Genomic DNA, 12,120 nt, shown 5'->3' with positions numbered 1-12,120 from the left:
GATTTAGGGAATCCTCTTGGAGCCCCCAATGCTAATAGTTACCTCAATCATTGCTTCCGCATTAACCATCATTTTTATCAGACTCTCTTTTGCTGTGATTAGCCTTAGAAGAAAGAATAAGATTGGCTTGGGAAGTGGTGGCCATGATGATCTTGAGAGAGCGATTCGTGCCCAAGGTAACTTTGCTGAGTACGTACCCTTTGGGATCATCTTGATTGCCTGTCTCGAATTAAATGGCGCACCATGGTGGTTGGTCGCTATTCCAGGCATCACGCTTATTATTGGCCGACTAATACATGCCGTCGGAATCAATCAGCCTCCGCCAGATTTCAGTAAGCGTGTGTTGGGAATGAAATTCACATTCAATACATTAATTTCTTTAGTTATTTTGAATTTAGGCTGGTCACTATATAAGTTGGTTTAAGCAATCAAGGCTATGCTCGTGTGAGATCTTGAATGAGTTGAATACTCTCAGTTGATTTCCCAAATTCTTTTAAAAGTTGATCGCGACTTGCAATTTCAAAGTCAGAAAATTCAAATCCTGGGGCTACTGCACAGCTAACCAGGCAGAAGTCATTTTTACTGACTGGTTTTGCTGCAAACCATGTATTAGCAGGGACGGTAGCTTGAAATATATTGGAATCCATCCCCAGTTGGATGGTTTGAAGCAATGCATTTTCATCAAAAAAATAAATCTGCACGTCACAACCTAAGTGAAAGTACCAAGTTTCTTCTGACTTAATACGATGCCAGGAGGAAAAATCTTTGCCTGAAAGTAAATAATAAATGCTGGTGTAGGCACTTTTATCTTGACCACCATTGGACTCTCTAATGACATTCTTCGATCTGTGTACTTCTTGATAGTGTCCGCCCTCTGGATGCGGCAGAAGGCCTAGAGCGTCAATGATTGAATTAATCTCTGCCATGAGTAGTCTCTGTCTTTTGTTGTTGTGTCAATCTGCTTGCCTTAAGCTAACTCAGGGTTATTCTATAGAGGTATGTCAGCTAAGGATGGGTTTGATGATCATGTTTTTAATTTCTCTAGCGGCCGCAGCATTTTCACTTTCTATATTTACGCAGTCAGCGAATGTACGGGCGCCTTTGGGCCAATAAGACTACTCATAAAGAGGTCTTTATTTTTCCTTGGGCGCCTGCCTGAGAATCAGGCAAGATCTATTCTGTAGCTATGTCAACTAACGGAGATGGATCGTGATTAAAAAAATATCATTGGCAATGGGAGCGATTGCTGTTATTGGATTGACGGCTTGTCAGTCAATGGAACATGGAACGGGACAAAAAGCATCCGCAACTTTAGATTCACGCTCAGGATCGAATGCAAAAGGTACAGTTAATTTTGTATGGCAAGGACATGATGTTTTGGTGACCGGAAACTTTTCTGGCTTGAAGCCAAATGCCGAACAAGGCTTTCATGTTCATGAAAAAGGAGATTGTTCTGCTCCTGATGCAACCAGTGCAGGCGGGCACTTTAATCCAGATACAAAAGCACACGGGATGCCAGGCAGTGGCTCAAACCATGCTGGAGATATGCCCAACATCAAATCAGATGCAAATGGCAATGCAGTGTACTCAGCCAAGTTAAGTGGCTTTGCTGTAAACACTGGGCCTAATGGCATCTTGGGTCGATCAGTAGTGGTCCATCGCGATCCGGATGATTACAAATCACAGCCAGCAGGTAACTCTGGACCCAGAATTGCATGCGGTTTAATTAAGTAGCAAAAAGCCACCTTCGGGTGGTTTTTAATTTATGGGCTGCACAGAACACTATGGGAGAATGAGCCCATCAAACCTGTTGAGCTCGCTATGAAAAAATTAATCTGGATTTGTTTATCTATTGTGGCCCCCTTTATTTTGACTGGCTGTCTTGCGAGCACAACCTCGCCAGATGGGGTGAATTGTGATTTCAGCCAGGACAAGCCCTTATGGGAAATGCCCGTAGCCTGTCAGGGTCGATAACAAAGATCTCATCTAGGACCTCTATGTATAAGTTAATCGCATTTGATGCCTACGGGACATTATTTGATGTCTACTCCATGGGTGAGTTGGCAGAAAAATTATTTCCTGGACATGGCCAAGCCTTGTCTTTGATGTGGCGCGATCGTCAAATTGAATACACCCGCCTTGTCACCATGAGCGACCCAAGTCCTGGCGGGAGTAAGCATTACCTGCCTTTTTGGGAATTAACTATTCGCTCTTTACGCTATGTCTGCAAGCGTATGGGATTGGAATTGAATGCGGCAAGCGAAAAGCAGTTGATGGATCAATACGCAAAGCTCACAGGCTTTGGGGATAGTTTGGCTGTGCTTCAAGAAATTAAAAAACGTGGAATCTCGACGGCAATTTTGTCTAACGGCAGTAGAGAGATGCTTTCTACGGTGGTCGATAGCAATGGCCTAAAACCATATCTAGATAAAGTCGTCACGATTGAGGATGTGCGTCTATTTAAGACGGCACCTCAAGCATATGAATTGCTTCTTAAGGCCTTCTCTGTAAAAAGAGAGGAGGTCCTATTTGTCTCTAGTAATGCTTGGGATGCATTGGCGGCTAAGTGGTATGGATATGATGTGTTTTGGGTTAATCGCTTAGGCCATCCCTTTGAGGAGATCGGCGAGAAACCCAATTTTGAAGGTAATTCATTAAGCAAAGTATTGGAAGTTATATAAATAAGTTAGCCAGGCCATTAAACAATGAAAATGATTCGCAACCTTAAAAGCTCAAGCTTTATTTTTCTTGCAACTCTATTTTTTGCGGGCCCTATATTTTCTGCAGAGATTCACGTGATCACATCAGGTGCTTTTGCTGATGCTCTTAAGGTTCTGGCTCCCGAGTATGAAAAACAATCGCCTAACAAAGTCATTATTTCTTACGGCTCTTCAATGGGGGCCGCCCATGATTCGATTCCATCCAGGCTTGCCCGAGATGAAAAATTTGATGTACTGATTCTGGCAGGACCTGCATTGGAAGGCTTTATTAAGAGCGGAGCTGTCCAGCCAGGGACTAGAGTGGATTTAGTTGCCTCTGTCATTGGGGCTGCAGTTAAAGCTGGTGCACCTAAGCCGGATATCAGCACTGTTCCCGCACTGAAGCAGGCGCTCCTAAATGCAAAATCGGTAGCGTATTCTGCTAGCGCAAGCGGCACATATTTATCTACCGAGCTATTTCCAAAGCTGGGTATTGCCGAAGAGATGAGCAAAACCGCTATCAAGATTTATAGCGAGCGCGTGGGAACAGCGGTTGCTAGGGGCGATGCTGAGTTAGGCTTTCAGCAGGTTAGTGAATTAATTTCGATACCAGGAATTGATTTCATCGGCGAGATTCCACCAGAAGTTCAAAAAACAGTTCTGTTTTCGGCCGGCATCACCAGCAATGTCAATCACCTGGGAGCATCAAGGGACTTGATTGCGTATTTAGCTTCACCCAAAGCTGCCCCAACCATTCAAAAGGCTGGCCTAAAGCCTCTTCTCCCCTCACTGCCTTGGTAGTATCCCGCCTTAGGTTTTCATCATGAATTTATCGGACCTGATTGTTCAAGGAATAGTCCTTGGCTCATTAGGCCTAGGAGCCGGAGTTTTGGGCGGTGTCATTGGTTTTGGGACCACGATTATTTTGATGCCAGCGCTGGTGTATTTCTATGGACCTATTCAGGCCATTCCTATCATTGCATTGGTCGCAACTGTTGCTAATCTCTCGCGTATTTTTTTGTGGTGGAGCGTGATTAATTGGCGAGTATGTTTTGTCTATAGCCTCACTGGAGTTCCAGCAGTGGTATTGGGCGTCAATACTTTAGTCGCGCTGAACGAGAGAATGGTAGAGATGACCTTGGGCTTTTTCTTGATTGCGCTTATCCCAATTCGCAGATGGATGCGTAAAAAGAATTTCTATTTAAAGCTCTGGCAAATGAGCTTGGTTGGTGCTCTGATTGGTTATCTCACTGGTATTGTTGCAACAACGGGAGCGATCAATACCCCATTCTTTCTGGCATACGGACTTACTAAAGGCGCTTTTTTGGGGACGGAAGCAGCTAGCACCTTATCGATCTTATTCACTAAGGGCATCACATTTCACCAACTTGGTTTTTTGAATGCGACCGCCATTATTCAAGGCTTACTGATTGGTATATTTGTATTGATTGGCGCTATTTTTTCCAAAAAAATTGTCTTGGCCCTGCCTGAGGAAAAGTTCTTGATGCTGATGGAGTTGGTGATGTTCATATCGGGTACTTCAATACTTTTCATGATGCTTTGACTAGGGGCGTATTGGTATAAGCCATTAGTCAAATATTAAAAGTAACAAGATATAATGTATTCAAGCAGGAGAGTGAGGGGCAGCCCTCCACCGAAGGCGCAAACTCCCATGAACGCTCAGGTATCCGACAGGAAGGTACTGCTTATCCTAAATAGCCGTCTGGAGAGTCACCATTTTTATGGTGCACCGAAGGAGCAAGCCCTAAGACAAGCTTAGGGTGAATCTCTCAGGTATCAGGGACAGGGGGAGCGGCATCCATCCACATAAATTATGTGTCTGATGGGCTGCTATTGGGAGTCTTGTATGCAAAATTCTTCTTGAATATTTCAGTGCTGCCATTTCATGGTCTACCGAGGTAGATCTTTTCTATGAGATGCTCAATTGAGTTTGAGCGATTGCTGAATAAGGTAAATATATGACCAACAAATTTGTTGAAGAGGCTCCATACCATCCTGGATATGAGGATGTTGGATTTAAGGGCGATGTTTCTGAAGTTGCCGTAGAGATTGATCGTTTTAGAAAAAGCAATTCTCGGTATTTAAGTTTTGCAGATGTGATCATCGATTTTTGTATCTCCGATCAGAATCGACTGCACCCTGCAAAATAAGCAACTCTCTTAACAGGCCACCTTAGGGTGGCTTTTTGTTGCTGCTTGTTCTATAGGTCGAGGTTGTCGAGAGCTAGGCTTTGTAAATGGCTAGTATCTGCCCAACGATCAACTTTCCAACAAGATCCATCATGGCTAATCCAATTGAGTGAAGCATTGGGCACAGCAACTACCTTCTCGGCCTCTAAGGCTTGATTGCTTGCTAGCCGATACATCATATCTAGAGCGCCGCCGTGACTGACGAGCAAAATAGTTTTGCCTAAGTTTTGTAGGCGAATTTTTTCTAGCGCCCCATGAATGCGCTGCGCAAATTGTTTGATGCTTTCTCCACCGCGCATGTCATGCTCAAGATCTCTTTGTAAATGGATGGCCCATAACTCAGGCTCACGATTTGGCGCGTCCATCATTGTGAGTCCTTGAAGCGCTCCTAGGTGGCGCTCTCTGAGTGCTTGGTCGGTGATTGAGCTTGTTCCAAAAAGGTCTTCAATCGCTTTAGCAGTTTTCGCAGCTCGCAAAAGATCGCTTGTATAAAGAACATCAAACTGCAGGTTGATTTTTTTCAGAGCTTTTGCCATCTGCTCTGCTTGAGCCACACCATGCTGATTTAGGCCAATGTCAGTGTGGCCTTGGAGTCGGCGTTCAACATTCCAGTCGGTTTCACCATGGCGTACTAAGCAGAATCGAGTGATTGTCATATAGCAATGATAAAGGCGCGATGCTTTTCTGATTACTTCTTCAGCGTCCAAGCTCGCGGATTATGCTCGAATCCAATATGCCCATAGTATTCATTGGCTTTGGGCGCAGCCAAAAGAACGATCATGCAATCAGGACCAAGGCGAGATTGCGTTTCTGCAATGAGCTGTTTGCCAATGCCTGCACGCTGATAGTCTTGATCTACTGCTAGGTCGGCTAGGTAAGCAACATAGGCGATATCCGTTAAGGTTCTCGAAATGCCAACAAGTTTCTCACCATCCCATGCGGTGATTATGAGATTAGCATTCTTGAGCATGGCCTCAAAAGTTTCTTTATTGTGAATGGGGCGACGCTCACCTAGGCTTGAGCGAATATAAAGATCAATCGCTTGTTCGGCAGAGACATGAGTATCATCGCGGTACTGAATCATCAAGCTTCCTTGCTATTTAGTTGCAATACATCTCCTACCGAGATTGTGCCAACTTGCAGTATTTCTGCGCGCAAGCCGCCGCGTCCTTCGAACGCTTCCATGAAGTTGGGTTTGTTTTGAAGTTGAGCCGGCCTTTGACAAGGAGTACATAGTTCCACCCCTTTTAGCAAGAGCTCACCCAGATAAAAAGTTTGACCTACAAGTTGATTAAGCTCATCAGCGCTCATGTTGGCTAGTACAACATTTCTGCGTGTTTCAGCACCGCTAAAGATGGGCTCATTGTCTGCCATAAGCCATTCATTGGCCGTCTCAATCCCGGCTGCTGTAATCAGACTAATGTGGCGTATCTTGCTTGGGCTGGTATCGGAGTAGGCACCTTTGTTGCTTGCATAGCGATCTCCTTGTATGCCAGAAGCAACTAACTCTACATCCATCACAGACTCCATGGGCGCTCCTGCCATAGGAGCAATATAGATAGCTTGGATATATGCAGACGCTTTCATTAGAATTTGTATATTACAGCCCTCAAGCCCTGCTTTATTAATACAATGGATTGAATAGTGAATAAAGGGCAATAGTGAATAAAGAAAGCAAGGGGATGCTGATTGGATTTATCGGCATTTTGATCTTCAGTCTTACCTTACCAGTCAGCAAGATTGCAGTCTTAAGTTTTGATCCGTACTTTATTGCCTTTGGTCGAGCCTGCTTAGCAGGCCTGGTCGCATTGGGATATCTTTTATATACAAAATCCCCAATGCCCAGCAGGGCTGATTTAGCAAAGTTTGTTGTGATCGCTTTGGGTGTGGTATTTGGCTTTCCTATTTTTACTACGGTTGCGATGAAGGAGGGATCTTCCTCTCATGGCGCTGTTATTTTGGGCATGATGCCATTGGCTACTACGGTGATCGGAGTTCTCCGCTTTAAAGAGCGCCCTTCCTTAGGCTTTTGGCTTGTCTCTCTACTGGGCGCCGCCTTAGTGATCATTTATGCGTTACTCAAAAGTGCTGGCAGCTTCACTTATATAGATGGTCTGTTGGTGCTGGGCGGGATATGTGCTTGCATCGGCTATGTTGAGGGTGGTGAGTTATCTCGAAAAATGAATCCCCGTGCTGTCATTTCTTGGGCTTTAGTGATTTCATTGCCAATCAATATCGTGATGTCTTATCTCTTATTTGATTCCGCATATTGGAATGCTGACGTGATTGCTTGGACCACTTTCGTCTACTTAAGCTTATTTCCAATGTTCCTAGGGTTTTTCTTTTGGTATGAAGGGCTCGCTGTTGGCGGCATTGCCAGAGTGAGTCAGGTGCAATTAATTCAGCCATTCTGCACCTTGATAGCCGCAAGCATTTTCTTGGGCGATCATTTGACCTTAATGAATATGGTGTTTGCTTTCTTAGTGGTATCGACCGTCATCTTGAGCAAAAAAATGTTGGTCAAGCGTAATTAAATTCAGGCCAGAAAAAAGCCCCGTTTAACGGGGCTTGGTATTTATGCTGCAACCACTTGAATCTTATTGAGCGCTCGCAAAATTTTGCTTTTCTCTTTTGGTTTAGTGCTCGACTCCATGAGCTTAGTGAGCTGTGCTGGGTTAAGAGGCCCTAGGCGTGTTTTGCCTGTTTTTGTGAGCATGGGGTCGTTTTTTCTGTTTTTTTGATTTTGGCCTACAGCCATTCTGATTCCTAGATTGAAGGAGTGATGAATCTAAGATGTTGCTCAAAAGATTCCCCTATGTAGGGCGCGAGATAGTGACCACAATTCAGAATAACAGTTAACAAGATCAAGCGCTATGATTGAGGGATGATCAATCTAGCTAGCCTTATCTTTTCCTTGGTGATGGGACTTTTAATGTCATCAAGCATTACGTTTGCAACGACTTTTGCTCGTATCGGCCTTGTAGAGAATTTCTATGCATCGTGGTTTGATGCTTGGTCTGTTGCCTACCCTGTGGCGATCATTTGCATATTAATTTATAGGCCCTTTGCAACCAAGGTCACAGTGCTAATTATTGAGAAACTAAAAGACTCAAAGTGAAGACATCTTTTTTGCTTGTGCTATGCGGTTTAGGATTGCTTGGGTGTGCGGCCGTATACACTGACGCCTCTGATTCGAATCACGTGACCTTTTTAAATAGTAGCGGTGAATCGATTGAGCAGCTTACTCAAAAAGCAAATGCGTATTGCGCGCAGTATGGAAAAACAGCATCTTTTAAAAACACAGACTCATCTTTGGTAACAGTCTTTAACTGCAACTTCACTCGTCAATAAAGTTTGACTACCCAGCAAGGTCTGATTGATAAATCAGACCAGCATGCTCTCTGAGGGCGTGGAACTGTATTGATTCCCAACGCTGTTGAGCAACATCCAGTTCAGATTTATGAGAAGCAAGAAACACCGAGGCGCCTACTACGTCTTCAGCCATCCGATGAATATTTTCTTGGGTAAATTTTTTCAGGGCGACAGGATCATCTGAGCTCACCCAACGAGCAAGGCTATAGCGGGCTGGTAGTAGGCGTACTTCAGCGCCATATTCTGTTTGCAGGCGATGGCTAACCACTTCAAACTGCAATTGCCCAAAAGCGCCTAGCAACATAGTTCCACCAGCCATGGGCCTAAACACCTGAATAGCACCCTCTTCGCCCAGTTGCATGAGACCTGTTCTTAATTGTTTTGAGCGCAGCGGATCGGCAGATTCAACCATGCGGAATATTTCAGGGGCAAAAAATGGAAGACCAGTAAATTGCAGTTGCTCACCTTCGGTCAGCGTATCGCCTAGTCGTAGCAAGCCGTGATTTGGCAAGCCAATAATATCGCCAGGAAATGCTTCATCCAGAATGTCGCGCCGTTGAGATAAGAATGACAGCGCGTTGTTGGTACGAACTTCTTTACCATTGCGACAAATCTTTAGTTTCATACCACGTTGAAAGTGACCAGAGCAGATGCGTAAAAATGCCACGCGATCACGGTGGGCTGGGTCCATATTCGCTTGTATTTTGAATACGACTGCAGAAAATTTATTTTCTGCTGGACTTACTTCGCGCTGTAGTGCTTTGCGTGAACCTGGAGATGGGGCTAATTCAACCAGGGTATTCAGAATTTCACGGACACCAAAGTTATTAATAGCAGAGCCAAAAAATACAGGTGACTGGTGGCCAGCTAAAAATGCCTCGCGATCGAATGCTGGCATTGCTTCTTTAATAAGCTCAACTTCAGCCAATGCATTTTCTAAATCTGTTCCAAGACGCTCTTTTAAAGCCGGATCATTGACATCAACAACAGCATGAGAATCTTCGGTTACACGATCTTCACCAGCTTTAAACATGCGCATCCGCATATTGGCAATATCAATCACACCAGCAAAAGATTTACCCATGCCTACCGGCCAGGTAAATGGCACGACTTCAATGCCAAGCGCGGATTCAATTTCATCCATCAGCTCCATGGGTGGTTTTACTTCGCGATCCATCTTGTTGATAAAGGTCACAATCGGCGTGTTGCGTGCGCAGCAGACTTCCAATAAGCGCAGGGTTTGTGATTCAACACCGTTGGCTGCATCGATCACCATTAAGGCAGAGTCGACTGCAGTTAATACGCGATAAGTGTCTTCAGAAAAGTCTTGGTGTCCTGGGGTATCGAGCAAATTAATAATGCAGTCTCGATATTCCATCTGCATTACAGAGCTGGCTACAGAAATGCCGCGTTGTTTTTCAATTTCCATCCAGTCAGAGGTTGCATGTCTACTGGCTTTGCGTGCCTTAACGCTACCAGCAATCTGAATTGCGCCTGCATAAAGCAATAGCTTTTCGGTCAGCGTCGTTTTACCCGCATCTGGGTGAGAGATGATGGCAAAGCTGCGACGTCTAAGTACTTCTGCGGCTGGAGTGCTGGAGATGGAGGTATCGATGGTAATTCTGCGCTGGTTAATCTAGGTACGGACGCAATTATAAGCGCCAGAGCCTTTCAGAACTGCTCTTCAGGTCTTACAAATCGCCATTGTCCGGGCGGTAGCGGCCCCAAAGAGATGCGACCCATTCTGACGCGTTTTAAGCCGAGTACTTTTAGCCCTACCATTTCGCACATGCGACGAATTTGACGCTTGCGACCTTCGCGCAGAACAAACCGCAATTGATCTTCGTTTTGCCAGCTCACTTGGGCTGGTTTGAGTGCAACCCCATCTAATGAAAGGCCATGTTTGAGGCGATCTAAATCCTCAAAAGAGAGTGCACCTTCGACTCGCACTAAATATTCTTTTTCAATTGGGCTGTTTTCGCCAATGAGTAGTTTAGCAATGCGACCGTCTTGAGTGAGAACCAGCATGCCTGTGGAGTCAATGTCTAACCTCCCAGCAGGAGCAAGACCCTTAGTGTTAAAGCGGGGATTTCTGCCTTTATCTAGCGGGCTGCCAAAGTAATTGTCAGGGGTGATTAAAGATGCCGCAGGTTGATATTCTTGTTCATCATCATAATGAGAGATGTAGCCAACGGGCTTATTGAGAATCACAGTAATACGCGATGCTTGTTGTGCTTTCGCACCAGATTGCAATTCAATCTTTTGATGACGATAGGCGCGCACACCGAGTTCGTTGACCACTTCGCCGTCTACCGTCACTAGGCCTTGCTCGATATATGAGTCGGCTTCGCGTCTGGAGCATAAGCCCAGTTCAGATAGCAATTTAGAAACGCGAACTTTTTCTTCCATGCATGCATTATCCGACAAAGCTAGAGCGCACTTGGTGCGGGGCACCATTTCAGAATGACTACACTACGACATTACCGAATATGAAATAAAGGAAAACGTAATGGCCGTTACATTAAAAAAGCCACCAATTTATAAAATCCTTTATTTTCAAGTGCTTGTAGCAGTTGTACTGGGTGTTTTACTGGGCCATTTGTACCCATCTTTGGGTACGGAGATGAAGCCATTTGGCGATGCCTTTATTAAAGGCATCAAGATGCTTATTGCTCCAATCATCTTTTGCACGGTAGTGGTTGGTATTGCTGGCATGGAAGACATGAAGAAAGTCGGCAAAACGGGCGGCATTGCACTTTTATATTTCGAGGTTGTGAGCAGTATTGCTTTGATAGTCGGCCTAGTGGTCGTGAATATTTTGCAGCCTGGCGCAGGAATGAATATCGATCCAGCTAGCTTAGATACTAAAGGGATTGCTGCTTATACCGGCCCAGGAAAAATGGGTACGACAACTGATTTTTTGCTCAACATCATCCCTAGTACTGCAGTAGACGCATTTGCAAAAGGTGAAATTTTGCAAGTCTTGTTCATTGCTATCTTGTTTGGTTTTGCTTTGCATCGCTTTGGCGGCCGCGGTACTTTGGTGTTTGATTTAATCGAAAAATTCTCACACGTACTGTTTGACATCATTGGCATCATCATGAAATTCGCGCCAATTGGTGCATTTGGTGCGATGGCATTCACGATCGGCAAGTATGGAGTTAGCTCCCTGTTTTCTTTAGGGAAGTTAATGGGCGCTTTCTATATCACCTGCTTATTATTCGTATTTGTTGTGCTGGGCATCATCGCACGATTCAATGGATTTAGTATCTTTAAGTTTGTGCGCTATATCAAAGAAGAGCTCCTGATTGTTTTGGGCACCTCTTCTTCGGAATCTGTCTTGCCACGCATGATGGAGAAAATGGAACTCTTGGGCGCCAAGAAAAGTTGTGTTGGTTTAGTCATTCCAACAGGCTATTCATTTAACTTAGATGGCACATCCATCTATCTCACAATGGCCGCAGTTTTCATTGCGCAAGCAACTGATACCCCGATGACGATCACCCAACAAATCACACTCTTATTAGTGCTGTTGCTAACCTCTAAGGGGGCTGCAGGAATTACTGGCAGTGGCTTTATTGTGTTGGCTGCGACCCTCTCGGCAGTTGGGAATGTTCCCGTTGCAGGCCTGGCAATCATTTTAGGTATTGATCGCTTTATGTCTGAGGCGCGCGCACTAACCAATTTGGTTGGCAATGGCGTAGCAACGATTGTGGTTGCGAAATGGACGGGTGAGTTAGATCAAAAACAATTAACCGATGTACTTAACAAAGATAATTGGATCGAAGCTCAAGACCCAGAATTGATTTTGGATCAGAAACAAGAAACGATGAAATAAA

The 12,120-nt window shown here is 44.7% G+C and carries 16 protein-coding genes and 2 riboswitches; of the genes, 9 read left to right on the top strand and 7 right to left on the bottom strand.

The window, feature by feature from the left end:
• Positions 1-28: 28 nt before the first annotated feature.
• On the top strand, positions 29-424 hold the full coding sequence (locus tag FD968_RS10175; protein WP_215366162.1) for an MAPEG family protein: 396 nt from the start codon (positions 29-31) through the stop codon (positions 422-424).
• Between the two features lie 10 nt (positions 425-434).
• Here the strand turns inward: FD968_RS10175 and FD968_RS10170 are convergent, their stop codons facing one another.
• Complete coding sequence (locus tag FD968_RS10170; RefSeq protein ID WP_215366159.1) at positions 435-926, bottom strand: cupin domain-containing protein; 492 nt, start codon at positions 924-926, stop codon at positions 435-437.
• A gap of 283 nt (positions 927-1,209) precedes the next feature.
• Between FD968_RS10170 and FD968_RS10165 the strand changes: the two genes are divergently transcribed.
• The 5 genes from FD968_RS10165 to FD968_RS10145 all read left to right on the top strand — a co-directional run bounded on the left by FD968_RS10165 (position 1,210) and on the right by FD968_RS10145 (position 4,870).
• Positions 1,210-1,734, top strand: a complete 525-nt coding sequence (locus FD968_RS10165; RefSeq protein ID WP_251367578.1) for a superoxide dismutase family protein — start codon at positions 1,210-1,212, stop codon at positions 1,732-1,734.
• Positions 1,735-1,997: 263 nt separating this feature from the next.
• On the top strand, positions 1,998-2,681 hold the full coding sequence (locus tag FD968_RS10160; protein ID WP_215366158.1) for a haloacid dehalogenase type II: 684 nt from the start codon (positions 1,998-2,000) through the stop codon (positions 2,679-2,681).
• 30 nt (positions 2,682-2,711) lie between these two features.
• The gene (locus tag FD968_RS10155; RefSeq protein WP_251367577.1) at positions 2,712-3,500 is read left to right on the top strand and encodes a substrate-binding domain-containing protein; all 789 of its coding nucleotides are present in this window, start codon (positions 2,712-2,714) and stop codon (positions 3,498-3,500) included.
• A 22-nt stretch (positions 3,501-3,522) separates the two neighbouring features.
• A complete protein-coding gene (locus FD968_RS10150; RefSeq protein ID WP_215366152.1) occupies positions 3,523-4,263 on the top strand; it encodes a sulfite exporter TauE/SafE family protein in 741 nt (246 codons plus the stop codon).
• Between the two features lie 55 nt (positions 4,264-4,318).
• A riboswitch (glycine riboswitch) is annotated at positions 4,319-4,404 on the top strand.
• An 8-nt stretch (positions 4,405-4,412) separates the two neighbouring features.
• Positions 4,413-4,516, top strand: a riboswitch (glycine riboswitch).
• Between the two features lie 162 nt (positions 4,517-4,678).
• Complete coding sequence (locus FD968_RS10145; protein ID WP_215366149.1) at positions 4,679-4,870, top strand: hypothetical protein; 192 nt, start codon at positions 4,679-4,681, stop codon at positions 4,868-4,870.
• Positions 4,871-4,920: 50 nt separating this feature from the next.
• On the opposite strand, the gene FD968_RS10140 is transcribed toward FD968_RS10145, so the two are convergent.
• The 3 genes from FD968_RS10140 to FD968_RS10130 are packed head-to-tail and all read right to left on the bottom strand — an operon-like array spanning position 4,921 to position 6,496.
• Positions 4,921-5,565 carry a histidine phosphatase family protein gene (locus FD968_RS10140; protein WP_215366144.1) on the bottom strand — a complete coding sequence of 215 codons (645 nt, stop codon included), beginning with the start codon at positions 5,563-5,565 and terminating at the stop codon, positions 4,921-4,923.
• A gap of 32 nt (positions 5,566-5,597) precedes the next feature.
• Entirely contained in the window at positions 5,598-5,993 is a 396-nt protein-coding gene (locus FD968_RS10135; RefSeq protein ID WP_215366141.1) for a GNAT family N-acetyltransferase, read from the bottom strand.
• The gene (locus FD968_RS10130) at positions 5,993-6,496 is read right to left on the bottom strand and encodes an MOSC domain-containing protein (RefSeq protein WP_251367575.1); all 504 of its coding nucleotides are present in this window, start codon (positions 6,494-6,496) and stop codon (positions 5,993-5,995) included. The genes FD968_RS10135 and FD968_RS10130 overlap by 1 nt, the downstream gene beginning before the upstream one ends.
• A gap of 74 nt (positions 6,497-6,570) precedes the next feature.
• Between FD968_RS10130 and FD968_RS10125 the strand changes: the two genes are divergently transcribed.
• Positions 6,571-7,443, top strand: a complete 873-nt coding sequence (locus FD968_RS10125; protein WP_215366125.1) for a DMT family transporter — start codon at positions 6,571-6,573, stop codon at positions 7,441-7,443.
• A 41-nt stretch (positions 7,444-7,484) separates the two neighbouring features.
• Here the strand turns inward: FD968_RS10125 and FD968_RS10120 are convergent, their stop codons facing one another.
• Positions 7,485-7,625, bottom strand: a complete 141-nt coding sequence (locus FD968_RS10120; RefSeq protein WP_215366122.1) for a hypothetical protein — start codon at positions 7,623-7,625, stop codon at positions 7,485-7,487.
• A 168-nt stretch (positions 7,626-7,793) separates the two neighbouring features.
• On the opposite strand from FD968_RS10120, the gene FD968_RS10115 reads away from it, so the two are divergent.
• Complete coding sequence (locus FD968_RS10115; protein ID WP_215366120.1) at positions 7,794-8,027, top strand: DUF2798 domain-containing protein; 234 nt, start codon at positions 7,794-7,796, stop codon at positions 8,025-8,027.
• A 240-nt stretch (positions 8,028-8,267) separates the two neighbouring features.
• On the opposite strand, the gene FD968_RS10110 is transcribed toward FD968_RS10115, so the two are convergent.
• Both FD968_RS10110 and FD968_RS10105 read right to left on the bottom strand, forming a co-directional pair.
• Positions 8,268-9,896, bottom strand: a complete 1,629-nt coding sequence (locus tag FD968_RS10110; RefSeq protein WP_371817764.1) for a peptide chain release factor 3 — start codon at positions 9,894-9,896, stop codon at positions 8,268-8,270.
• 56 nt (positions 9,897-9,952) lie between these two features.
• On the bottom strand, positions 9,953-10,690 hold the full coding sequence (locus tag FD968_RS10105) for a pseudouridine synthase (RefSeq protein ID WP_215366119.1): 738 nt from the start codon (positions 10,688-10,690) through the stop codon (positions 9,953-9,955).
• Positions 10,691-10,790: 100 nt separating this feature from the next.
• Here FD968_RS10105 and FD968_RS10100 point away from each other — a divergent pair, with 100 nt between their 5' ends.
• Positions 10,791-12,119, top strand: coding sequence for a dicarboxylate/amino acid:cation symporter (locus tag FD968_RS10100; RefSeq protein ID WP_215366118.1), 1,329 nt, complete (start codon positions 10,791-10,793; stop codon positions 12,117-12,119).
• The last annotated feature ends 1 nt before the right edge of the window (position 12,120 follow it).

This window comes from Polynucleobacter sp. AP-Titi-500A-B4 (assembly GCF_018688095.1).
Taxonomy (GTDB): domain Bacteria; phylum Pseudomonadota; class Gammaproteobacteria; order Burkholderiales; family Burkholderiaceae; genus Polynucleobacter.
This window is presented reverse-complemented; position numbering and strand designations above follow the sequence as displayed.

Excerpts from the sequence above, each read along its gene's own strand:
- FD968_RS10175 (WP_215366162.1), top strand. The coding sequence starts at position 29 with ATGCTAATAGTTACCTCAATCATTGCTTCCGCATTAACCATCATTTTT.
- FD968_RS10170 (WP_215366159.1), bottom strand. The coding sequence starts at position 926 with ATGGCAGAGATTAATTCAATCATTGACGCTCTAGGCCTTCTGCCGCAT.
- FD968_RS10160 (WP_215366158.1), top strand. The coding sequence starts at position 1,998 with ATGTATAAGTTAATCGCATTTGATGCCTACGGGACATTATTTGATGTC.
- FD968_RS10155 (WP_251367577.1), top strand. The coding sequence starts at position 2,712 with ATGATTCGCAACCTTAAAAGCTCAAGCTTTATTTTTCTTGCAACTCTA.
- FD968_RS10150 (WP_215366152.1), top strand. The coding sequence starts at position 3,523 with ATGAATTTATCGGACCTGATTGTTCAAGGAATAGTCCTTGGCTCATTA.
- FD968_RS10145 (WP_215366149.1), top strand. The coding sequence starts at position 4,679 with ATGACCAACAAATTTGTTGAAGAGGCTCCATACCATCCTGGATATGAG.
- FD968_RS10140 (WP_215366144.1), bottom strand. The coding sequence starts at position 5,565 with ATGACAATCACTCGATTCTGCTTAGTACGCCATGGTGAAACCGACTGG.
- FD968_RS10135 (WP_215366141.1), bottom strand. The coding sequence starts at position 5,993 with ATGATTCAGTACCGCGATGATACTCATGTCTCTGCCGAACAAGCGATT.
- FD968_RS10130 (WP_251367575.1), bottom strand. The coding sequence starts at position 6,496 with ATGAAAGCGTCTGCATATATCCAAGCTATCTATATTGCTCCTATGGCA.
- FD968_RS10120 (WP_215366122.1), bottom strand. The coding sequence starts at position 7,625 with ATGCTCACAAAAACAGGCAAAACACGCCTAGGGCCTCTTAACCCAGCA.
- FD968_RS10115 (WP_215366120.1), top strand. The coding sequence starts at position 7,794 with ATGATCAATCTAGCTAGCCTTATCTTTTCCTTGGTGATGGGACTTTTA.
- FD968_RS10105 (WP_215366119.1), bottom strand. The coding sequence starts at position 10,690 with ATGGAAGAAAAAGTTCGCGTTTCTAAATTGCTATCTGAACTGGGCTTA.
- FD968_RS10100 (WP_215366118.1), top strand. The coding sequence starts at position 10,791 with ATGGCCGTTACATTAAAAAAGCCACCAATTTATAAAATCCTTTATTTT.